The sequence below is a fragment of the Blautia liquoris genome (assembly GCF_015159595.1).
Taxonomy (GTDB): domain Bacteria; phylum Bacillota; class Clostridia; order Lachnospirales; family Lachnospiraceae; genus Novisyntrophococcus; species Novisyntrophococcus liquoris.
Window position 1 is genome coordinate 2,936,889 of sequence record NZ_CP063304.1, and the last position, 20,416, is coordinate 2,957,304.

Genomic DNA, 20,416 nt, shown 5'->3' on the forward strand with positions numbered 1-20,416 from the left:
CTTTTCCTCCTAAATAAAATCAAAAATACTAAGCTGGCCTAGTTTCTCAGGCTCTTCCGACTTTTCTTTTGTCAGCAGTTTCTCTAACTCTTCACGGCATTTTATAAATGACTCCTGATAAATCTGTGGACGTTCATGCCTACGCATCCCCACCAGGTCATCGCTAAGGATAAACATCAACAGTCCATCCACATAGTTAATTACATTTGTCAATCTTATATCACGGGCATCGTTACTTGAAATATCATTACGGTGCTTAACAAGAAACTGGTAATTTTCATCTGCCTTATAGATCTCAAAAGACTTTTTTGCATGCGCTCTAATCTCATCTGCCCTTGCCATATATTTGCTATCAATCTCAGGCGGAAGTTCCTTGTTATAGATCTCAGGAAAATAATCAAGTTTTTCCATGTCCCTTTTATAACTGATAATATGATTCCGAGTGAGATCTAAATTGATACCATCTTCATAAAGGGGATCTTGTCCACCATATCTATATAGATTTCTCCAATGTTCGTACTCATTGATGCATTTCATTTCGAGTTCTTTTCTCTCGTCTTTTTTTTTCATTATCTGCATCCCCTATTTGTTCAACAACTGAGACTCCAATTTTTCATAGTCATAGTCTCGCTGATGAAAGTTATTGAATTTATTATTTTTTGATGGCTGCTTCTTTCCGGATGACTTTTTCTTCTTTGTAGGTGGATAAAATTCCTTCCATCCTTTGAGTGCTGCCTTATTGACGATTGCAATCTGCTCTTCCGGGTTGTCAGTCAACCCAAGTAATTCATTCTTTAATAACTGAATCTGCTCTTTACAAAGTGTAGTACCATTGTTCTTTCTGACAGCCAGATAAAGCTTGAAAGCATCATTCAACTTCTTATCCTCAAAATAGCTGTCCGGCGGAGCCATATATATATCTTCTTTAGTTTCTTTTTCTTTTAGGGTGCTTCTTTCCGAAGTTATTCGATTTAATTCGGAATTAATTTGATTTTCTTCCGAAGTAATTCGATTTTTAGGTGAATTTAATACAGGATCGCCCTTTTTCTTTTTTTCGAGGATCCAATACTGATCACTATAGAGTTGTCTCTTCATCAGCTTCAGAGCTATCTTCTGATAACGTTTTTGAATTCCTTCAGAGGTGATAACATCTCGCTGCAGGAGGTCCTTATCTATAAGTCCTAAATCCGCACAATAATGTATCACTTGCACGACAACCTTTTGATTCTTTATCCATCTATTACCTATTTTACGAGTGACCATTCTTGACAGCTTGGCTTCAGATAGTTCGGCATAATAGCCCTGGCTGTAAACGATGGTCAGGATCACATCATAGATCGTGACTCCCAGCGGGCCATATTCATCCATCAGGTCGAATATCTTGTCATCTTCGTAAAAGTTTGTCATCTTCGGAAAGTAGTCCAGTCCTTTTTTGTTCGGGGCACCTCGTCCCACTTGTGACCACCTACTTTCAATTCAATCCTTAATGCTGAGCTTTCTTGTACAATGTAACGAAATCATCCAGCAGAAGGGTTACCTTCCATTTTTTCCGGTCCTGCCTATGAAATACTGCGGGGATCTCATCTTCTCTTGCATCGTTGATTGCCTGCTGCATAGCATTTTCAAGATTCAGCTTTTGAACTCTCTTACACTCGATATGTATGCCTTGCAGGCCTACTACATCAGCGTCACCGTTGCTTCCACAATACTGCTGCCCTCTGCGGCAGTCTGTGAATCCTTTTTCTTTTAGTATATTAGATAATTCTCGTTCTCCTTTTGCACCTTTATTTCGACTGTTCATGTTATTTCCTTTCAATTCCCTGCCACCCAAAGGAAGCAGGGAAACAATGTTTATGCAATAATCGTGATTCTCTTCTTTAAATCTTCTGGGATCCGTTCTTCAAAGTAAGTTTTGATGTTCTGCATAGCCTCATTCTTCCAGAGACCGCCTTCTGCTTCTACGATCTTAAAAACTGGTTGTCCATTCTGATCTTTTATCCGAAAAACAAACTGGCTGGAAGGCTGCTCAACCTCCAGGAAGGTTCGATAAGGGACAAGAGTCACTGGGTTAGGAACGATAACATCAGCTTTCGAAGCAATACCTTGATGGATCGTGGTTTTCTGGCTGACGCCATCGTCTCCATAGTTTGCTGTTGCATTGGATTCTACGTTGCCGGCAACCTGTAAAATAATATTCATATCTCCGGCCATTTCAAAGTTCGCCTGGGCTTCAATTAGAAAACGTTCCTGATCATACCACTGGTCAAATTTAAATCCAGGAAGCATCGCACCGCATTCAAACAGGCATTCTCTCCTCCGCTCTTTTGTAAGACAGGAGTATAATTCTACTCTTGCCGGACCTTGTACATGTATAATCATGCGATCCCGTAACTCAAAGCTGCAATTCTTAATATAGTCAATCAAGCCTGAGAGTGTATTGGAACAAATCCCTCTAGCCATTGGCTCCTCATCATAGCGAATCAAATCCTTATTACAATAAGTTTTTTCGTTAATTTCAACTACCTTTGGATCCATCGACATTTCTTTTAACTTTGCCACATACTCCATTGCTTCTTTAATCATCTTTCTTATCCTCCTATGCTTGTTTTCTATCTCTCAAATTAATAACGTCACTGGTTGTTTCATAGATCTCACCCGTAGATAGATCCACCTTTTTAACATCTTCTGTCTGATCCGATTCGACATCTTCAATTGACATCTGCCCAGGGATCTGACTCCCAATTTCAACAGCTTCCACTTCTCCCGTCTTGATATCACGTCCCATACTTATCGCAGTGACAGCACCCAGAGCCGGTGCAAGCGTGGCTTTTGCCTGTACTCCCGTGGTAACAAAGTTTCTATCATCATTTGGTTTAAATTCGATTACAACTGTAATTTTGCGTTTCGCAGTAGCATCCGTATTTGGATCCTGAATGTTCTCGGTCACTTTCTTTAATTCACGATTAATTTGTGTTGTAAAAGCTCCTCCTGCGAAGTTCTCCATATTAATATGTTTCATAAAACTCCTTTCCGCCTGCCGGCACTCGTGATCCGGCAGACATAAGTGTATTTTCCATGATATATAAAGAATGATCTTAAAGATCAATTACGAGTCTGAATCAACCAAAGAACGCGTCTTCCATGCTTACCTGCTGTCTCTGATTTTCTCCCTGTGGTGTCTGTACGGACTGTTTCTGTGCTTCCTGCGGCTCTGATTCCTTGTATTCCTGATCTTCTACCACATCATCCTGTGGTTCATTGTCGACGTAATCAGGCTGCCCATCATCTTTGATCACTGCCATATCCTTTTCAAATGCGTTCTGGAGATCAATACTCATAATGCCCCATTTACTGATCAATTGTCTCAACATCGTTTTCTTTGCCATTCCATCAAAGTCCTGGTACCAGAACGATGAATACTTCCATTCATCACCTTTTGGAAAATTCCCGTTCTCGAAATCTTCAAAGGAAACCCTGCTGCGCTTTGGATTGCTGTTCTCTACGGCGTTTAGGTGGAATGCCTGGCTGTAGCGGTCCGCATGTGCCAGCATCTTTTTCTTTGACCAGTACATCGTCTTTCGAAACCCGTTCGCATACTCGAACATCGCATAGTATCCGATAGTTGGCATTTCCTCACGAACCACATCATCCTCGATCAGATCCACCTCAATTTCTTCTTCCAAGGGATCATACCGGATCAGCTCTCCATCTTTGATTTCCAGAACATTCAGCTTCTTGTAGTATCCGGATCTCTCGGCCAATTGCAGATACCCTTTATATCCAAGTTGAAACTGTGCTTCCTTCTGCCCGGTTTTGCGGTTATTGTATGGCACCATGTAAAATTGCCCCAGCTGTGGGGAAGGGGAAAGGTTTAATGCCTCTCCCAGAAGTGCTGCTGATAAGATACTGGGGTTCGTACACTCCTGAAGCGCTGGAGTGGTCTGTACTGCTGATACAATACTGGAAATAAAGCGTGTCCCATTCTTCCCACCTACCACACTGTTGATCTGTTTCTTTACCGCATCCGTAGTCAGATATGCGGTCATGCCCATCTTCTTTGGCCTGTTGGCCAAACTGTTTCCTACTGCCATGTTCTACTCCACCTTTCCAAATTTGATGTTGTTATCTAACATGTACTGACGGATCCCCATCAGCTGTTCTCTTGTGCCCCATGCTCTGAAATCAATGCTCATGATTGGATCTGTCTTCTGATCCTGCTGAGACTCCGGAGAATTCTCTGAATTGTCTTCTTTCTTTGATTCTGTAACCGATTTCGATTTTTCCTGAGCTTTCTGTGTTGCTGTCTCTTTCTGTCTCAGTTCCGTTTGACGCTTGAGCTCTTCCTCCTTGGCTTTCTGTTCTGTTTCATAAGCAAGCTTCCGTTTCTGTATCTCTGCCAGCCTCTGGCCTTCCTGGATTGCCTGATTCATGTCCAGTGTTTTCTTATATAGCTCCTTTGCTTCAAAAGCAAATTCCGGAAGCTTCCGGATTGTTTCAAGCTCATGTCCGATCTGAAACATCTGGCTCTTCATCTGCTCCTCAATCTTTGACATCGCCACTGATGCATTTAGCCATTTCGGGTCAAATATTTTATCCAGAGTAACAAAGTTTTGAAAACCAAGGGATCCAAACAACTCTTCAATATCTTTCTGCTTTTGAGCTTTCTTCTGGTCGTCAACTTCTTTGATCTGTGAATCAATTAAAGCAATGGGTTCATCTATCAATGAAACGATTTCTTTTACCTGTTTTTCGAACTTGGTGTATGGTTCCATGCACTGTTTCTTGATCTTCTTACGCTCATCCTCAAAGGCTGTTCGCAGCTTGTTCAGCTTTGCTCGGTCTGCTTTTGCGTCCTTAATATTCTCCTCTGTAAAAGCCAGGCTCTTGTATTCCTGCATTGTTGCGGTAATTTCCTGCTTCAGTTCCTCATTATTCCACTGGATTTCTTTTATAAAGTCATTTTCCTGTGGACTCATAATTCTCAGTTCCATATAATCCTCCTAAATTTCTGGTAATATCAGTGGCGGTTTCCTACCGCTCTCCACACAGTTCCAAAACCTCTGCTCCACTTCCAGGAGCATGTCCAGATCGTCCGTAACCTCTGAACGTTCGATAAAATAATGCCGGACCGATGTCTGCCGACCTGCGCCGCCCCAGTCTGTTCTCAAGTGGGCTCGCAGGACTACAAATTGATAACCAGTAACAAGTAAGTAATGTAAAACCTGTATGTAGTAGTTATCCGGTATTCGCTCTTTCCATTTGTCAAACATTCTTCCGTTCCTGATGTTGCTGGTTTTAATCTCCAAAATACCCCGGCGGCCATCCTGATCAGTAAGTTCTCCGTCCAGTGAAGCTTGCATAAAGGGATATTTGTTACTTCTCAATATTCTGTTCTCATGATACTCAACTTTATATTCCGGATAATCCAATGAAAACAGTTCCCGGATCAGCGGTTCTGCCATAGTGCCATACTTGACATAGGGTTTGTCCGAAATATCTTCCGGAGTCCACTGCCCTGTCTTCTCCTCATACAATTCTGTGTTTGTCTTGTATGGAGTAAGTCCCAGGACAGCTGCAGCATCGGATCCACCAATTCCAAAGGTACGGGCTTTTAGCCAGGCATCATGATCTTTTGTATCGATTATGGTGTATCTTTCTTCCATACGGTCCTATTCTCCATTGTCAAATGCTTCATTGTATCCTATAATAGAAGTGATGTTTTTAGTCTTTTGGTCCTGAGGGTTGCCGCTCTCAGGACCTTTTTCTTCGTCTTCTGCATTTAAACGCTCCGCTACGAACTCTGCTTCCGCCCGATCTGTCACATACCCTCCTGCGTATTCCCTGTTGCCGGAGTGATCTACTGCGTCTACATCCCTAAGCCTGTACACCGCATACATCTGCGTGTCGGCTATAAACTGTGCTGTTACTTCCCATTTACCTTTCATGCTTTTCTCCCCTCTTCCAAATCTGTAATTACGACAAATGCAAATTCGAATGTAATACTGAAACATATAACTGCATCAAAAAAGGAATTTACATTGGTCCAATGCGGCTGAATCAGGAGAGCAATCAGGACCGAAATCACAAAATTCTTAATCATGGTTATTCCTCCATTGTCACAAGTTTTTGACGGAATCCGCAGATCTTTGCGATCTGATCCGGCCGAAACGTGGGAACATATTTTCTTTGATTCTTGTCCTCAAGTAGCTTCCAGTACTTTTCATAGTCGATATACACATAGAAGTTAACTCTTGGACTCCGATCAGACTCCAGCACTGCATAATCGTTGTATCTGCCTTTTTTGACCTCACTCTTAATGCCTTGGATTCGGCTGAATACCGTTCTTGTGCTACAGTCCATTTCTTTTGCAACCTGTTTTACGGACATATACGGATATCCTCTGACCTGTTCTATGTATGTACAATTATTTAATCCGTTCATTCACACTCCTTTTTCTTCAATAAATCTTCCATAGTAACCTTAAAATAATTCGCTACCTTTTGTACTTTGATTACTCCTGGCTCGTTTTTCCCCCATTTGTAAATACTGCCTCGTGGCAATTCTAATTCTCTTTCAAGAAATGCAATAGAGATCCCCTTTTTTTCACACAGAGTTTTAATTCGTGCGTACAAATCTTTTCCCTCCTTATCTTTTAAATTTAGTTACGCAAAATCACGATATACTATTGACATATTACGTAAAATATTCTACAATCAGAAGTGCCAACAACAATTAAATAGAATACAATCGCAAACATGGCATTCGTGAAATATTGCGCAACTCTTAATTATTATTATACACAATATTTTACGTATGTCAAGTATTAGTTGCGCAAAATTTTGAGGTATATAAAAATGGGGCTATATGAACAAATAAGAGACATTGCAAAAGAAAAAGGTTATTCAATAAATCGGTTAGAGAAAGAATTGGGCTTTGCCAGAAGTTCAATTAATAAATTCAATAAAAACATGCCAAGTGCAGACAAAGTCCAACAGATAGCTGATTTCTTGCATGTCTCTGTAGATTATCTCATGACTGGCAAAAAAGAATCAGAAAATAATGAGACAAGGCTTAATGCAAAAGATGAAAAAGATATCGCTAAAAGGTTACAAGATACGCTTGAAGATCTGGAGAATGGCCAGACTGCGCTTGCTTTCAGTGGCGAACCATTAGATGATGAGACTCGTGAATTACTTAAAATTAGTCTTGAAAATAGTTTGAGAATAGCCAAGATTAATGCAAAAAAGAAATTTACGCCAAAAAAATACCGTAAGTGAGGTGAGACGGGGTGGCTATTGGGGAGGACGTTATCTATCTGCAAAAGAAATATCATACAACAAGCCCTTTTGAAATGGCAAAAGCTATGGGTACGATTCTACTATTTGAAGATTTAGGATCTATTAATGGATATTATAATAAGTTTCTACGGATTAAACAGATTCATATAAATAGCAATCTTGATTCACATTTGAAAAGATTCACCTGTGCACATGAATTAGGGCATAGCATTTATCATCCGGATGCAAATACTCCATTTTTACGAGACTGCACATTTATGTCTACAAACCGTCTAGAAATTGAAGCTAATACCTTCGCAATGTATTTTTTAATAACAAATGATGATTTGGTTGAGTGTCAATGTGATACAACGAATCAGTTAGCTAGATACTTTGGGTATACAAAAGAGATGATTGAATTAAGGTTAAAAGGAGGGCCATCCTGAAAGTTTTGCCTAAAAGATCGAGGGCGAAATTCTAAAATGCTATATCGCAAAGTACAACAGAAATCTAAAGAAGAAAGGAAATTAGATATGCAGTTTATTATATGGATAATCGTTATTGCGCTGATCGTATACTTATTTAGTGTAATGTGGCCACTTTTTATATTCCTTGCCATTGCGCTTGCTGTTTGGAAGGCATACGAATTTTATTATTACAGAAGTTCCGCATTTATGGAAATAAAGCAAAGTATAAACAATTACATTAACGATTGTAACGAATTGAACAGCCATATTGAAAATTTAAAGCATACAGGTCTACTATCTGCTAGAACAGATTACGGAGATGCATCCTATCAGGATTCCAGTAAATGGAACTTCCAAAGGAAACATCTGAAAGATCAAAAATATGCTCCAAACGTCCACAATTGTTCTCGAACTGTTTGCGATAATGCGCGAAAGAAACCTTTCGAATATGTTTGTAAATACTTCGGTATAAAAGCGACGGAAGAAACTCTTTCAACTTTTGAAAATGCTTTAAATAATATCGAAGCTGCGGAAGAAGGCAAAAGGCACCTACAGGCTGAAAAAGATAAAATTCTTGACAGTATTACGGCTGATATTCCTACTCTTATAAAAAAGTTCAGTAAAAAAAAGTTAGAACGGAATCTTGGATTTGAACAGATAGACATGAGCACGGCCTATTTTCCAAAGTATATCTTTAAATATGTTAGTTCTGGTGGCAATGCCTCCACTCATTGTGATGTTGTCATGGATGTTGATAATCTAAATAGATTTGTTTTGTTTCTGTCTGAAAAAATCAAATTTAACAAAAGCATCGCCGGTCAGCGAGCTCTTATGACAAGCAAACTCCGACAACATATCAAAGAACGTGATGCATTCACTTGCAAACAGTGCGGCGCATCTATTCAGCAAGAGCCAAACCTTCTACTCGAAATTGACCATATCGTACCAGTTTCTAAGGGAGGTTTAACCACAGAAGATAATCTGCAAACACTTTGTTGGCGTTGCAACCGCAGTAAAGGTGCAAAAATCTAATTAAAAAGCCGCCCAGTGCTGGAACACTAAGCGGCTGACATATCCCGAAGATATGCATTTGATCAAATAATATTGTATCATCTTCGGGGCAATCGGTCAACGCAAACACACGTTTGACTGGGGGCTATTTTTATACCCAAAAATAGAAAGGAAGATGAAACATGTGGGTTGAAGAATTACAAAATGGTAAATACAGAGCAGTAGAACGCTACACAGATTACCTGACAGGTAAGCAGAAGAAAGTGTCCATTACCATCGAAAAGAACACTGCGAAGAGCAGGAAGGACGCCCAGAGGACGCTGGATGCTCGTATAGCGGAGAAATGTAAGTCAGCGGAGAATCATGAATATACCTTAAAAGAGCTCGTAGAAGAGTACAGGAAGGGGCAGAAAGGAGAGATAAAAGAATCCACCTATGGACGTAACTATTATATCTGCAACACATTAATGCGAATACTCGGGGAAAACGTGATCGTGGGTCACATGACATCCCGGTATGTGAAAAATAAATTTAAAGCTACCGGACTAGACAATGGCAGCCTTAATGAAAAACTAACACGCTTTAAGGCTCTGATACGCTGGGGCTACCATAACGAGTTTCTATCTAATAATGAAATTGCGTTTCTGGATAAGATCGAACCGTTTCCGGATGTTTCTCATCGAGAGAAAATTCAAGATAAGTTTTTGGAGTCCGAGGAATTAAAAACACTGCTGCGCGAAATGAAGATACCAGCCTGGAGGGGAATAACAGAGTTTCTTGCTCTCTCCGGCCTTAGGTTTGGGGAAATGGCCGCATTAAATCTGAAAGATGTGGATATGGAAAACAGATTAGTCCATGTGACGAAAACATTTGACGCTAACCATAGGATCGTAACGCCGCCTAAGACATTTACGTCCACACGAGATGTCTACATGCAGGACGAAATAATGCCCGTGATCAAGGGCCTCAGGCAGGTTATGCTGCAACAGAAGCTAATTAATGGATATAATATGCCTAGAATGTTTCTATGCGATACAAAGGGAGATTACCTGCATTACGACGCATACCGGAAATATCTGAAAGAGAATGCGATACGCTCGATCGGCAGGAAAATAACGCCACATATCTTACGCCACACTCATACATCTCTCTTTGCGGAGCAGGGCGTGCCTTTAGATGTGATCTCCAGGCGCCTGGGGCACGAAGACAGTAAAGTCACAAGGGACGTGTATTTCCATGTAACAAAGAAACTGAAAGAGCGTGATAATGAGATGGTATCTGGCATTAAAATATTATAATTGCCCCATTTCTGCCCCATTTTGAAAAGGAAAAACCCGCAAACCTTGAATATACAAGGCTTACGGGATATGATTAAATGCCGGCGACCGGAATCGAACCGGTACGGGTATCGCTACCCACGGGATTTTAAGTCCCGGGCGTCTGCCTGTTCCGCCACGCCGGCGGATGGAACCTATAGGGCTCGAACCTATGACCCTCTGCTTGTAAGGCAGATGCTCTCCCAGCTGAGCTAAGATTCCAAAACGACCCAGATCGGACTCGAACCGACGACCTTCGCCGTGACAGGGCGACGCTCTAACCAACTGAGCCACTGGGCCAAACAAAAACAATATTTAGAAAAATTAGTGGACCTTCGGGGACTCGAACCCAGGACCGACCGGTTATGAGCCGGTTGCTCTAACCAACTGAGCTAAAGGTCCACATAAGCCGATGATCGGACTCGAACCGATAACCTGCTGATTACAAATCAGCTGCTCTGCCAATTGAGCCACATCGGCACTGTGAAAAATGACTCCGACGAGATTCGAACTCGTGATACCGCCGTGAAAGGGCGATGTCTTAACCGCTTGACCACGGAGCCGCAAGTAACCAAGTGAATGGTCTGGTCAGATGTTGACTGTTGTGTAATATGTTATATATCCTTTTTCAACTTAAGTGACCGAAATTTATAATATCATATCCAGATCCAATTTGCAAGCTTTTTTCACAAAATTCTATTAAAGTGTAAATTGAGTGTAAATTGAAAATGGAACAAATGTACTTGTATAAGATAAAACCATATTGTATAATTCAAATAAGGTTTCAATAACCGAAATAAACAGCGTAGGAAAGTATCAGCGATGCAGTAGTGGCTGAAACAAGAATCTCCCTGCTTTAGCTGCGGGGAGTGTCAAAAGGAGATTGTTATGAAAGAAACTGTTTTAGTATTTAATTTAACCGATAAAGCAATGAAACTGAAGCTTGAGCAGACGCTTTTTCCCTACCATGTCAGATTGAAAAAAGTGCTTCTGTCAGACTATAATAAGACACTTGGAACAATCCTTGGCCTGTCAGAGGAAGAAGATTCTAAGCCGGAGCCTTATGCGGGCGGGGAATTAGATTCCCCGATGCTTATCTTCGCCGGTATTGCGGATAATAAGCTGAATCTCATGCTTCAGGGACTGCGCAATGCCAAGGTGACGATTGCGCATAAGGCGATTCTGACGCCGACGAATATCGGCTGGACTCCGCTTGCGTGCTTTGAAGAACTAAACCGTGAGCATGAAGCACTGCATCAAAATAAGTAAACAGCAAATGAATCATTAAAACAGGGATCTGCTGCACGAGTGTCAACGCAGCTGATCCCTGTTTTATTCGTCAAAAGTTTACGTCTGATTCTTTACTGCCTGTTCCAGAGAAGGTGTTTTTCCGGTACGAATGTACAGACTTGTCACCTGATTGGCAAATTCCAGACGCTGTTCTTCGTCCAGACGCATCACTGCAGCCAGACAGGATGCCGCATTGAAGTGATCACCTGCACCCGTGGATATAACAGGGTGCTCTACGAAAATACTGCTCTTCCTGCATACTCCCTGATTGGTGATCAGCAGGCTTTCCATGCGTGTGTGGATCAAGATCTCATCCATCTTATACTGTTTACAAAGTTCACGGCCGATCTCTTCCAACGACTTCGTTTTGAGAGTCACAGCACGTCCAAGCAGCAATATTTCATTTTCATTGGCACTCAAGATTGTTGTTCGTTTTGTTGAAAAGCGGGCGATTAGCTCTAGGACTCCTCTGATCTCATCGTCTGTCTTTCTTGCAATATCACAGAGATCAAAGAACACATATTTGTCCTTGTCTGCCACTGCCTCTGCCAAAGTATGTTCATACGTATTCTCCCACAGCCGATGGGAGAATGAAAGCTCACTCCAGTTTACCAGTGCCAGAAGATCCGACTCCCGGATCCATGCAGGTGCCTGATTTTTTGTGGCTTCCATGACTAGTTTCCAGCCATCGTCATTTAAGGTATACGATGGAGCAAGCAGAACTTTTCCGTCACGAAACTCCATACAGGTCGAGTCAGCCGAAGGTGCAAAGGAATACAGTTTTCCGGGCAGACCAGAGAAAAGTTCATCTACATGACCGCCGTCTCCCATCATACCGATTCCAGTCACATCAAGCCCCAGCGTCCCGGCACATGTTAAAAGATAAGGCATATTTCCGCCCGGATGACGCGACTCCACCTCTAATTCCACAGAACAACTCATCCCCGCTTTGCTGGTCAGAAAACTTCCAAACTCCGCGATATCGTCAAACATCTGTGCTGGTGCCGTATCTGTCGCCGTCCGCTTAATCGGACGCACCGTCGTATCGATAAAGCCATCGTACCCCACAATCAGCTTTTTTGATCTTATCTCTTCTTTTCTTGAAGGCAGGTCCTTTAGGCCGAAACCCTGCAAACATTCGGATTCGGCCCTATCGGGGTTCATCATAGGAAGTCTTTCCTCATGGGGCTGAAAACATCGACAAGCATGCCTTCTTCCACGCATGTCACACCATGTCCAACATTCTGAGGCATATATACGCTGTCCCCTTTGCTTACCACCTTTGTCTCATCGCCAATTGTAAACTCAAAGCTTCCTTTTGCAATATAGGTGATCTGATGATGTGGATGAGAGTGCCAGTTGCCTTTTGCTCCTTTTTCAAAGTGAAGCTCACACATCATAATCTCATCGGTGTATGCCAGAACCTTTCTCGTTACGCCAGGCTCGCAGTCTGTTGCCGTTACTTCTTTATTATATACAAACATCTTCATTCTCCTCTTCTAATCAATATACTGTGTATCATCTTCTGCTTTCACATACTGCAGATGGTATCCGTTCTTATCGTGCAGCGACAAGTTCCCGGAATTAAATTCTGGTTTCCTGCCCTTGACATCATGAATAAAATCTTCGAAGGACGCATAATCTTTGCTTTTTCCGCAGATACAAAGATAAGCATTGGTTTTTTCATATACACGAAACTCACAGTTGAAGATTCTGTCATGATAAGGAATGAGTTCTCCGCTGGACCAGAGCGCCAGATAGCCACTTCCTTTTTTCATAAAGATCCAGTGTTTTTCTACTTTCGTCTTTTCATATCGCCCTCTTGGACAGTATACATGCGTAAAATTCACCGGGTATTCTGAAGGAATTGCATAAATTGCACCCAGCGTTCCATGTGTCTGCAGCAAAGCAGGCATCACGCCATTACCATGCCAGTATCCCGGCCGCAGCTCACTGTCTTCTGTTGTCGAGCCCGGATGATTGACAAAAAGGACTGCCTCCGGATCGAGTGCGGCGTACCACAGATGCTGCTGATATCCATAAACACCAGGCCCAAAATTGCTAGTGCCGTGAAAACATTCGTTCATGGATTTTGTGTACTCCTGAGAATCCAGATCAGTATCTGCATCCCGGTGAACATGGACATTATTCCACCTCTTGTAGTCCGCTTCTCTGGGAGACGCCACACTGGTGAGAATATAATCTTCATTTTTCTCCAGATAAATCTTCGCATTGCCAGATTCATACGCAGTTTCCAAGTTCTCGTTCATTTTCTCAGGAAGGCCTTCCGGAATCTTATACTTGCTGGTTGCGAGAAATGCAAGCCATCCTTCTCCGTAGGAATAAGGTGCGGCGGGGTCTATCAGATTGATGATCGACTGGGTTCCCTGAGAAAAAGGGTAGATGACTTCACGATATGCCCGGCCCATGGGTGCTATCACACATCCTTTGAATGTCTGCTCACTCAGCATAAGTAATAACTGATCCGCGATACTTGTCGCTTTTTGGGACATCTCCGGTTCTGTATAGTCGATGACATTTAGCAATACCGCAAATGTGACACACATGTAGGTGTTGCTTAAAAATTCTTCAAAACCATATGTCTCAACGTCCGCAAGCCACTGTTTCACTTTCTTCTTTCCATAAGCAGACAGTTCCCTTCCCGTCATCTTTGCCCGGGTAAAGTAATCGCCAGGATAGAAATCTCCCGCATCCATCGCCGACATATAAAACATGAGGGAATGGTTTTCACTCCAAAAGCACATCGCATCCGTGCCTTCCATATTCATCCAGTATCTGTAATGAAGGAGCACATCTTTTGCACGCTTTGAAAGTTCTTCATCGAGCTCATAATTATGCATGTATCTTAACAGACCACACACAAGAAAATCCGCACAGTCCACTCTCTTTTCAATCAAATCTAGAGTTTCAAACAAAAGATCCCGATCGGTCTGCCTCTCTGTCTGTGTGTACTTCCGGGCGAGGAGATTGCTGATGGCAAAGCCAAAAGAACCACGGTTTAAGCTGTCTACTTGTGCAATTCTTTTGGCAATCTCAAAGTAATGATCTGTGGCAGATGCATCCTCTGATGTATATTCCGGTTTGACTCGATCCGTGAATTCCAGATCTCGGGACAGAGCGAATCCGTCCAGTTCACATTTCACTGTCATAAGAACAGCTTCTTTTAAGGGCAAATCCGTGCTCCTCCCAGAAATGTCTTGCCATCTGAGCGGCTGTTTCATAATCTGATAGTCCGGGCTTATAGGATGAAAAGCAATCGATGTCTTCTGCGGTGCCTCCGATGGCAGAATCAAATGATCCTCCTCTATTTTCAGCTGATCCAAGAAGCTCTCCATCTCATATATCACGTTTTGGCAGGTGTCATCCGGCATCTGCACACGGATCTCGTCTCGACGATCCAATATCTGCACCCCGAGGATATTTCTCGTGTCTCTCACTCCAAGGTTATCACATGTAAAGTATAATATATTTTTACCTTTTTTTAAAGGAATCGTGAACTTCTTTTTTCGGATCGGCTTGTATGCCGGTTTTTTCTCCTCTGCAATCAGCTCGCCATTGCAGTACACCCCTACAGCCATATACGTCCAGAGAACAGCATTCACTTTGGTATCCTCTTTTATATATAGTGCTGTGGCAGCATCAAAAGTTACTTTCTGCAATGTCGAGTAAAAGGCAGACACATCGACAAAATCATTTTCATAAGAATAACAGGGTCTCCAGACTTTACCATTCTCGGCCGGCTGCCCCATCTTTACCGCTGTCTTAATCTTTTGAGCTTTCTCCGTAACAATAAGAGACCGCAGTCTTCCCTCCAGATCAAGCTGGTTTGAATCACTGATATCGGACTCGTAATCTTCCACTCCCGGACCGGCTATCATATAATGCCTGATAAAACCGTCCCTGCTTAGTCCCCAGTCATAACACATAATTTTGTATTCCTTTCTCATCCTTTGACGGCTCCCGCCGTCATGCCATTCATAAAGTATCTGCTGAAGAAACAGTAGATCAACAGCATTGGTATGATTGCTATGGTAGCACCGGCGAACATAATATTCCATGCTGCTGTCCCGTCACCCGCGTTTTTCAGCATATTGACACCGACCGTCAAAGGTCTCAATTTATCATTTGTCATGGTAAATACAAGGGGAATGATATATTCATTCCATCCCTGCCGGAAGGAGAGCAGCGCAATGGTAGCCATCGCCGGCTTTAAAAGAGGCATGATTACCATACGAAATGTCTGGAAGAATGTGCATCCGTCGATCTTTGCCGCTTCATCTAACTCCATGGGAAGGGATGCCATGAATCCCCTGCATAAGAAGATATAAGTAGCCTGCCCAGTTCCGGCAGAGATGATGATAACAGACCAAAGACTCTGATTCATCTTCACTTTTACAGCGAGTTCGAACAAAGGACGAAGTGATACAGAACCCACATTGATAAACATAAACATGACAAACAGGTTGTAAAGGAGTTCCTTTCCCTTAAATTTTCTCCTTGAGAAGACATAGCCGGCCATGGTTGAACTGACCAGTGACAGAACCATGACACCCAGTGCCAGAAACACACTGTTCATCGTATACACGGCAAAGTTCGCCTGTCTCCATGCGTCGATATAATTTGTAAATACCCATTTGGTCGGGAAAATATTGGAACCGCCGACAAGCAGTTCCGCATTCTCTTTAAAAGATCCTAACACGATATATAATACAGGGAAGATCGTGACAAGCGCCAGAAGTGCCATCAAAATCCATATGATTCCGTGTACTATTTTGCTTTTCGTGGAATATACAGCGTGATCGTTTGACATCTTATTCATCCCTTCTGCATTACATCACATCATCAAGTTTCCTGGAAATTCTCAGATATACGATTGTCACAGCACCTACAATCACTGCTGCAACCAGACTTAACAGAGCTCCATATCCTATCTGAGGCTGACTTGATGTCCCCTGACCACCAAAGATCAGGTTATAGATATACAGGAACATTACCATAGATCTGTTTCCAGGTCCTCCCTGAGATAATACCATAATTGCCTCATAATCTTTGAAGGCACTCGTGATCGCCAGCATAAGAATAATCTTCAGCACCGGTGAGAGCATCGGCAGTGTAATATGGAAGAAAGTCTGAATTCCATTCGCACCATCAATCTTTACTGACTCATAGACATCTTCCGATATTCCGCTCATTCCGGTTGTAAAATACAACATATAGTTACCAAAACCGCCCCAGAGTGCCATGATTGTTATGGCCGCCATCACATGGTCCTGGCTGCTGATCCACTGGATCGGCTGTTTGATGAGATGCATACTTTTTAACACTTCATTCAAAATCCCATTTTGCGTCGCAAAGATAAATGCGAATATCATGCCAGATATCGCCGTACTGATAATCGTCGGCATAAAATAGATGCTTCGGAGAATATTTCTTCCCTTCAACCGTGAATTCAGCACGACTGCGACAATCAGTGACAACGGAATGATAAAGATGATCTTGTAAAATGCATATTCAAAGGTATGTCCCACACTCTGCCAGAAAGTCGTATCATGCAGCATCCGGACAAAGTTCCTGCTGCCTGTATAGGTAGCAGTGAACCCGTTATAATCATAATTGATATACCGGAACATCCACAAGAATGGATAGATAGAACAGATACATAAGAGCACAAGTGCAGGAGTCAGCATCGCACCAGAGACAAAACTATCCTTCGTGAATTTTTTTCTTTTTTTCAAAATTATTTCTCCTTATAGCTTACAGTACCTTTATCCGGATGCATTGGGTCGTAATCTGAGATCACCAGTCTCTTGGAATTTCCTGCCTTCACATCAGCATCCAAAGCTTCGTTATAGCGGGTATTAAGATCTTTGATTGCATCATCAATCTCTACATATCCCATAACTGCATTCCAGAGAACCGTTCTGTAGTCATCTCCGGTCAGATTGACATTGGGAACCGTCGGATATACGGATTCATAATCAAGCATTGAAAAGTCTGCAAGTCTTCCGGTTTTGCTCTTGTCGATGATCCCGTCCATATAGTCTGTAATTGGGAGACAATAGCCTTTCTCTAAGTAGCCTTTTGTAAACTCTTCCGACTGAAAATACGAAATGACTTTCCATGCCAGATCTTTCTGTTTCGAAGAAGAAAGAATTGCATAGGATTTCGACGGTGTTGTCTGCAGGGCACCTTTGATCTCTCCTGTCAGAGAAGGAACTTGTGCAACGCCCCATTCGAACTTATCAATTGGAATCTGCTGTGTAAAGACCCCTGCTTCTTGGGAAGCATTGCTCCACAAAGCGAATTTTCCCTGTGCAAAGAGAGCTCTCATATTGTCGACACCCTGCTGATCCGGGTATGCTATATTCTCGGTCATAAAGCGTTTACCCTGTTCCAGAATCTCTTTATATCCGCTGAAATCAAATTTCCCTTTTGTATAATCATAATAGTAGATTCCGGATACCTGTGCAGACATCTCGAGGAGTCTTTCAAACGGTGATGCAGAAGTAAATCCAATTCCGTAGACATCTCCATTTCCTTTTTCTGTGACGTCTTTCGCCATATCTATATAATCAGAAAGTTTGGCAGGAATCTCGTCATAACCGTCTTTTGCAAGCAGATCTTTATTGTATTCCACACGAACACCGGATCTCATACCACTGTAAACATGATAAATCTTGCCGTCATGAGCATTTGCTCCTTCATAAGAGTGCTCGTAGGGTTCATTTACCTTCTGATATTCCTGATCGGCATCTATATAGTCGTTGAGAGGCACGAACAGATCATTGTCGATGAATTTGAACAGCGGAAATGCATTCGCTCCCACGATATCAGGGGCTGTTCCACTGTCAATTGCAAGTTTGACCATGTTCTCATAGTCATCAGAGATGATCGTCAGGTTGATAAAAATTCCATCTTCATTTGTCTTATTGTAGTTGTCAATCATGGATTCAATATAATCCAGATCATGTCTGTCTTCTGACCATACCTCGATGGTTTTTGCTCCTTTTGGTGCCTTGCCTTTCGTCACCTTTTCTGTTGATTGGCCGCTAATGGCACTGCTGTTTTCTTTTGAATCTGAACTCTTTCCTGATTCGTCTGTCTTAGTGCCGCCGCAGCCAGTCATCGTCAGCGCCATCACAGCGGACAGCAGGACAGTGAGTACTCTCTTTTTCATATTCTTCCTCCATTAAAGTTATTTTCATGTTGCTCAAATCTTACCATGTTTTATTCTGCGCAAAAACCACACTTTCTATTATTCGAGTAACACATTCTATGCGATTTGCCGGATTATTCCTCATTTCGACTTTTGAATACGTTCAGTATCTTGACTATTTCTCACTTCAAAGCTATAATAGGCACTTGCAAACACTCACCTTTACCAGGCTTTCCCAAACAATAGCAGGAGAAAATCATGTCAGAAAACAATTTGCTTTTTACAGCCATTATCGTGGATGACGAGCCTTCACTCTTAAACGGATTAAAGGATTCCATCAACTGGGCTCAGTTTCATATCGATGTTATCGCTCTGGCGTCTAATGGAAAAGATGCCCTAAAGCTTATCATAGAAAATGAACCGGATATCGCCATCATTGATATCCGGATGCCCCAGATGAGCGGACTTGAAGTGATACAGGCGGCGAAAGATGCACAGATGACCACAGATTTCATCATATTAAGCGGATATGACGATTTTTCTTATGCAAAATCGGCAATTCGTCTTGGGGCAAAAGCATATTTATTAAAGCCTTTAAATACCGATGAATTCTATAATGAATTATTTCGCATCTGCTCAAAGCGGATCAGAAGCAGAGAAGCAGATGGGTCAAAAGGAAAACTTGTTTATTCGGAAAGTCAAAACATCACTTTTCTCAGAAATATAATAGACGGTAAGGTTTTGGAATCTGGCAGTATTCATCAGATTCTTCTGGCTTCCGGACTGAAACTGGCAGACTCTTTTTGTTATGTTCTGGCCTTATCTTATGAGTCGGATCTGCCGCAGTCAAAGCTTGACAAAACAATCTATGAATTAAACAGTCACTTTCGTTTCGAGAGACAGAAATTCTGGAAGTATGATGATCACAAGATCATCGCCATTTTCAATACCTCCAACACAACGCCTCTTCAAAGTGCGATGAAATGTCTGAATCTGATCACGGAAAAGGATCTTCCTATGCCCAGAATCGGAGTTGGGGATACCGTCTCCGGTTTGTCCGAATGTTCCTACTCTTACAACCGTGCATTGATGGCTTTGACCTACGAGCTTTACGACAGGGACTGTCGGATCTTCACCTATGAGATCATCTGCACCGTTCCTCCGAAAATCACGCTGTCCGATATTGACTATCTCCCTTTGGTTCAGGCAATTGTAAAAAAGGATCTTGACGGAATCGAAAGTTACTGTGATCAGTTTGTCGAAAAGCTGCTCTATGTTCCAATGCCGCCTCCAAACTATGTTTTCAGCTTATGCTATGCATTTTTCCATCTGGTGGAGAATGAGTTGTCCTCTTTTACCAAGCGGGAACTTCCCAGAACTGCAGATGCCAATGAACTCTACCAGTTCAGACAACTGAGTCTGATCCGGCAGTGGATGGTCAAATCTTTTACGGAACTTTCCAACTATATAGACTCTGTCTATGGATATTCCAAGATCCTGCCGGCCGTATTCTCCAGGGATGATGTCGTTGAAAATACAGATGATAAGATTATCAAGACAGCCATTTGCTATATCAGCCAGAATATCCACCAGCAGCTGAAAGTTCAGGATATCGCAAAACAGGTTCACTTAAGTCCTTCGTATTTTGCAATCTATTTTAAGAATAAGACAAATGTCAATTTCAGGACCTACCTCCTGTGGAAAAAGATGGAATACGCCCGTCTGCGGCTTATGGATCCTGATTCTGCCATCAATGATATCGCTTATGAGTTGGGATATGGAGATTCGCGTTCTTTTTCCAGAGCTTTCAAAAATATCAACGGCATATCTCCTTCCGCATTCCAGGAAAGGGAAGGAAACAAAGCAAAGAGGTAAATT

At 42.1% G+C, this 20,416-nt stretch carries 24 protein-coding genes and 6 tRNA genes; 6 read left to right on the forward strand and 24 right to left on the reverse strand.

What is annotated here, in order from left to right:
- Positions 1 to 9: 9 nt before the first annotated feature.
- The 12 genes from INP51_RS13200 to INP51_RS13255 form a co-directional block, all read right to left on the reverse strand.
- On the reverse strand, positions 10 to 570 hold the full coding sequence (locus INP51_RS13200) for a hypothetical protein (RefSeq protein WP_193735291.1): 561 nt from the start codon (positions 568 to 570) through the stop codon (positions 10 to 12).
- 12 nt (positions 571 to 582) lie between these two features.
- Complete coding sequence (locus INP51_RS13205) at positions 583 to 1,455, reverse strand: DUF4373 domain-containing protein (RefSeq protein ID WP_193735292.1); 873 nt, start codon at positions 1,453 to 1,455, stop codon at positions 583 to 585.
- Positions 1,456 to 1,483: 28 nt separating this feature from the next.
- Complete coding sequence (locus INP51_RS13210) at positions 1,484 to 1,801, reverse strand: putative PDDEXK endonuclease (RefSeq protein WP_193735293.1); 318 nt, start codon at positions 1,799 to 1,801, stop codon at positions 1,484 to 1,486.
- A 50-nt stretch (positions 1,802 to 1,851) separates the two neighbouring features.
- Positions 1,852 to 2,583: a hypothetical protein gene (locus INP51_RS13215; protein WP_193735294.1), complete on the reverse strand. Its 732-nt coding sequence runs from the start codon at positions 2,581 to 2,583 to the stop codon at positions 1,852 to 1,854.
- A 13-nt stretch (positions 2,584 to 2,596) separates the two neighbouring features.
- Entirely contained in the window at positions 2,597 to 3,019 is a 423-nt protein-coding gene (locus INP51_RS13220) for a hypothetical protein (RefSeq protein ID WP_193735295.1), read from the reverse strand.
- A gap of 100 nt (positions 3,020 to 3,119) precedes the next feature.
- The gene (locus INP51_RS13225) at positions 3,120 to 4,091 is read right to left on the reverse strand and encodes a recombinase RecT (RefSeq protein ID WP_193735296.1); all 972 of its coding nucleotides are present in this window, start codon (positions 4,089 to 4,091) and stop codon (positions 3,120 to 3,122) included.
- 3 nt (positions 4,092 to 4,094) lie between these two features.
- Positions 4,095 to 4,991: a DUF1351 domain-containing protein gene (locus INP51_RS13230; RefSeq protein ID WP_193735297.1), complete on the reverse strand. Its 897-nt coding sequence runs from the start codon at positions 4,989 to 4,991 to the stop codon at positions 4,095 to 4,097.
- Positions 4,992 to 5,000: 9 nt separating this feature from the next.
- Complete coding sequence (locus tag INP51_RS13235; protein ID WP_193735298.1) at positions 5,001 to 5,663, reverse strand: YqaJ viral recombinase family nuclease; 663 nt, start codon at positions 5,661 to 5,663, stop codon at positions 5,001 to 5,003.
- Between the two features lie 6 nt (positions 5,664 to 5,669).
- Positions 5,670 to 5,945, reverse strand: coding sequence for a hypothetical protein (locus INP51_RS13240; RefSeq protein ID WP_193735299.1), 276 nt, complete (start codon positions 5,943 to 5,945; stop codon positions 5,670 to 5,672).
- Complete coding sequence (locus tag INP51_RS13245; protein WP_193735300.1) at positions 5,942 to 6,100, reverse strand: hypothetical protein; 159 nt, start codon at positions 6,098 to 6,100, stop codon at positions 5,942 to 5,944. The genes INP51_RS13240 and INP51_RS13245 overlap by 4 nt, the downstream gene beginning before the upstream one ends.
- Positions 6,101 to 6,102: 2 nt before the next feature.
- A complete protein-coding gene (locus tag INP51_RS13250; protein WP_193735301.1) occupies positions 6,103 to 6,441 on the reverse strand; it encodes a hypothetical protein in 339 nt (112 codons plus the stop codon).
- The gene (locus tag INP51_RS13255) at positions 6,438 to 6,632 is read right to left on the reverse strand and encodes a helix-turn-helix domain-containing protein (protein WP_193735302.1); all 195 of its coding nucleotides are present in this window, start codon (positions 6,630 to 6,632) and stop codon (positions 6,438 to 6,440) included. Before INP51_RS13255 ends, INP51_RS13250 begins: the two co-directional genes overlap by 4 nt.
- 222 nt (positions 6,633 to 6,854) lie before the next feature.
- Here INP51_RS13255 and INP51_RS13260 point away from each other — a divergent pair, with 222 nt between their 5' ends.
- From INP51_RS13260 to INP51_RS13275, 4 genes are all read left to right on the forward strand, one after another.
- Positions 6,855 to 7,277: a helix-turn-helix domain-containing protein gene (locus INP51_RS13260; RefSeq protein ID WP_193735303.1), complete on the forward strand. Its 423-nt coding sequence runs from the start codon at positions 6,855 to 6,857 to the stop codon at positions 7,275 to 7,277.
- A 74-nt stretch (positions 7,278 to 7,351) separates the two neighbouring features.
- Positions 7,352 to 7,723, forward strand: coding sequence for an ImmA/IrrE family metallo-endopeptidase (locus INP51_RS13265; RefSeq protein ID WP_193735304.1), 372 nt, complete (start codon positions 7,352 to 7,354; stop codon positions 7,721 to 7,723).
- 36 nt (positions 7,724 to 7,759) lie between these two features.
- Positions 7,760 to 8,776, forward strand: coding sequence for an HNH endonuclease (locus tag INP51_RS13270; RefSeq protein ID WP_193735305.1), 1,017 nt, complete (start codon positions 7,760 to 7,762; stop codon positions 8,774 to 8,776).
- 161 nt (positions 8,777 to 8,937) lie between these two features.
- Positions 8,938 to 10,053 carry a tyrosine-type recombinase/integrase gene (locus INP51_RS13275; RefSeq protein WP_193735306.1) on the forward strand — a complete coding sequence of 372 codons (1,116 nt, stop codon included), beginning with the start codon at positions 8,938 to 8,940 and terminating at the stop codon, positions 10,051 to 10,053.
- 78 nt (positions 10,054 to 10,131) lie between these two features.
- Here INP51_RS13275 and INP51_RS13280 read toward each other — a convergent pair.
- From INP51_RS13280 to INP51_RS13305, 6 genes are all read right to left on the reverse strand, one after another.
- Positions 10,132 to 10,217 (reverse strand) — tRNA-Leu (locus tag INP51_RS13280).
- A 3-nt stretch (positions 10,218 to 10,220) separates the two neighbouring features.
- Positions 10,221 to 10,293, reverse strand: a tRNA-Val gene (locus INP51_RS13285).
- Positions 10,294 to 10,297: 4 nt separating this feature from the next.
- Positions 10,298 to 10,371, reverse strand: a tRNA-Asp gene (locus INP51_RS13290).
- Positions 10,372 to 10,399: 28 nt separating this feature from the next.
- Positions 10,400 to 10,473 (reverse strand) — tRNA-Ile (locus tag INP51_RS13295).
- A 5-nt stretch (positions 10,474 to 10,478) separates the two neighbouring features.
- Positions 10,479 to 10,551 (reverse strand) — tRNA-Thr (locus INP51_RS13300).
- A gap of 11 nt (positions 10,552 to 10,562) precedes the next feature.
- Positions 10,563 to 10,634 (reverse strand) — tRNA-Glu (locus INP51_RS13305).
- A gap of 325 nt (positions 10,635 to 10,959) precedes the next feature.
- Here INP51_RS13305 and INP51_RS13310 point away from each other — a divergent pair.
- A complete protein-coding gene (locus INP51_RS13310; protein WP_193735307.1) occupies positions 10,960 to 11,340 on the forward strand; it encodes a DUF3783 domain-containing protein in 381 nt (126 codons plus the stop codon).
- 78 nt (positions 11,341 to 11,418) lie between these two features.
- On the opposite strand, the gene INP51_RS13315 is transcribed toward INP51_RS13310, so the two are convergent.
- The 6 genes from INP51_RS13315 to INP51_RS13340 are packed head-to-tail and all read right to left on the reverse strand — an operon-like array spanning position 11,419 to position 18,559.
- Positions 11,419 to 12,528, reverse strand: coding sequence for a carbohydrate kinase family protein (locus tag INP51_RS13315; protein WP_230406809.1), 1,110 nt, complete (start codon positions 12,526 to 12,528; stop codon positions 11,419 to 11,421).
- Positions 12,525 to 12,845, reverse strand: a complete 321-nt coding sequence (locus INP51_RS13320) for a cupin domain-containing protein (protein ID WP_193735308.1) — start codon at positions 12,843 to 12,845, stop codon at positions 12,525 to 12,527. Before INP51_RS13320 ends, INP51_RS13315 begins: the two co-directional genes overlap by 4 nt.
- Positions 12,846 to 12,860: 15 nt before the next feature.
- The gene (locus tag INP51_RS13325; protein ID WP_193735309.1) at positions 12,861 to 15,329 is read right to left on the reverse strand and encodes a hypothetical protein; all 2,469 of its coding nucleotides are present in this window, start codon (positions 15,327 to 15,329) and stop codon (positions 12,861 to 12,863) included.
- Entirely contained in the window at positions 15,326 to 16,192 is an 867-nt protein-coding gene (locus INP51_RS13330) for a carbohydrate ABC transporter permease (RefSeq protein WP_193735310.1), read from the reverse strand. The genes INP51_RS13325 and INP51_RS13330 overlap by 4 nt, the downstream gene beginning before the upstream one ends.
- A 19-nt stretch (positions 16,193 to 16,211) precedes the next feature.
- Positions 16,212 to 17,117, reverse strand: a complete 906-nt coding sequence (locus INP51_RS13335; protein ID WP_230406810.1) for a carbohydrate ABC transporter permease — start codon at positions 17,115 to 17,117, stop codon at positions 16,212 to 16,214.
- A gap of 2 nt (positions 17,118 to 17,119) precedes the next feature.
- Complete coding sequence (locus INP51_RS13340) at positions 17,120 to 18,559, reverse strand: ABC transporter substrate-binding protein (protein ID WP_193735311.1); 1,440 nt, start codon at positions 18,557 to 18,559, stop codon at positions 17,120 to 17,122.
- A gap of 237 nt (positions 18,560 to 18,796) precedes the next feature.
- Between INP51_RS13340 and INP51_RS13345 the strand changes: the two genes are divergently transcribed.
- Positions 18,797 to 20,413, forward strand: a complete 1,617-nt coding sequence (locus INP51_RS13345) for a response regulator transcription factor (RefSeq protein WP_193735312.1) — start codon at positions 18,797 to 18,799, stop codon at positions 20,411 to 20,413.
- Positions 20,414 to 20,416: the final 3 nt, after the last annotated feature.

Bases quoted from the DNA above. Each gene is read 5' to 3' on its own strand.
- INP51_RS13200 (WP_193735291.1), bottom strand. From the start codon at position 570: ATGAAAAAAAAAGACGAGAGAAAAGAACTCGAAATGAAATGCATCAAT.
- INP51_RS13210 (WP_193735293.1), bottom strand. From the start codon at position 1,801: ATGAACAGTCGAAATAAAGGTGCAAAAGGAGAACGAGAATTATCTAAT.
- INP51_RS13215 (WP_193735294.1), bottom strand. From the start codon at position 2,583: ATGATTAAAGAAGCAATGGAGTATGTGGCAAAGTTAAAAGAAATGTCG.
- INP51_RS13220 (WP_193735295.1), bottom strand. From the start codon at position 3,019: ATGAAACATATTAATATGGAGAACTTCGCAGGAGGAGCTTTTACAACA.
- INP51_RS13225 (WP_193735296.1), bottom strand. From the start codon at position 4,091: ATGGCAGTAGGAAACAGTTTGGCCAACAGGCCAAAGAAGATGGGCATG.
- INP51_RS13230 (WP_193735297.1), bottom strand. From the start codon at position 4,991: ATGGAACTGAGAATTATGAGTCCACAGGAAAATGACTTTATAAAAGAA.
- INP51_RS13235 (WP_193735298.1), bottom strand. From the start codon at position 5,663: ATGGAAGAAAGATACACCATAATCGATACAAAAGATCATGATGCCTGG.
- INP51_RS13240 (WP_193735299.1), bottom strand. From the start codon at position 5,945: ATGAAAGGTAAATGGGAAGTAACAGCACAGTTTATAGCCGACACGCAG.
- INP51_RS13245 (WP_193735300.1), bottom strand. From the start codon at position 6,100: ATGATTAAGAATTTTGTGATTTCGGTCCTGATTGCTCTCCTGATTCAG.
- INP51_RS13250 (WP_193735301.1), bottom strand. From the start codon at position 6,441: ATGAACGGATTAAATAATTGTACATACATAGAACAGGTCAGAGGATAT.
- INP51_RS13260 (WP_193735303.1), top strand. From the start codon at position 6,855: ATGGGGCTATATGAACAAATAAGAGACATTGCAAAAGAAAAAGGTTAT.
- INP51_RS13265 (WP_193735304.1), top strand. From the start codon at position 7,352: ATGGCAAAAGCTATGGGTACGATTCTACTATTTGAAGATTTAGGATCT.
- INP51_RS13270 (WP_193735305.1), top strand. From the start codon at position 7,760: ATGCTATATCGCAAAGTACAACAGAAATCTAAAGAAGAAAGGAAATTA.
- INP51_RS13275 (WP_193735306.1), top strand. From the start codon at position 8,938: ATGTGGGTTGAAGAATTACAAAATGGTAAATACAGAGCAGTAGAACGC.
- INP51_RS13310 (WP_193735307.1), top strand. From the start codon at position 10,960: ATGAAAGAAACTGTTTTAGTATTTAATTTAACCGATAAAGCAATGAAA.
- INP51_RS13315 (WP_230406809.1), bottom strand. From the start codon at position 12,528: ATGATGAACCCCGATAGGGCCGAATCCGAATGTTTGCAGGGTTTCGGC.
- INP51_RS13320 (WP_193735308.1), bottom strand. From the start codon at position 12,845: ATGTTTGTATATAATAAAGAAGTAACGGCAACAGACTGCGAGCCTGGC.
- INP51_RS13325 (WP_193735309.1), bottom strand. From the start codon at position 15,329: ATGAGAAAGGAATACAAAATTATGTGTTATGACTGGGGACTAAGCAGG.
- INP51_RS13330 (WP_193735310.1), bottom strand. From the start codon at position 16,192: ATGTCAAACGATCACGCTGTATATTCCACGAAAAGCAAAATAGTACAC.
- INP51_RS13340 (WP_193735311.1), bottom strand. From the start codon at position 18,559: ATGAAAAAGAGAGTACTCACTGTCCTGCTGTCCGCTGTGATGGCGCTG.
- INP51_RS13345 (WP_193735312.1), top strand. From the start codon at position 18,797: ATGTCAGAAAACAATTTGCTTTTTACAGCCATTATCGTGGATGACGAG.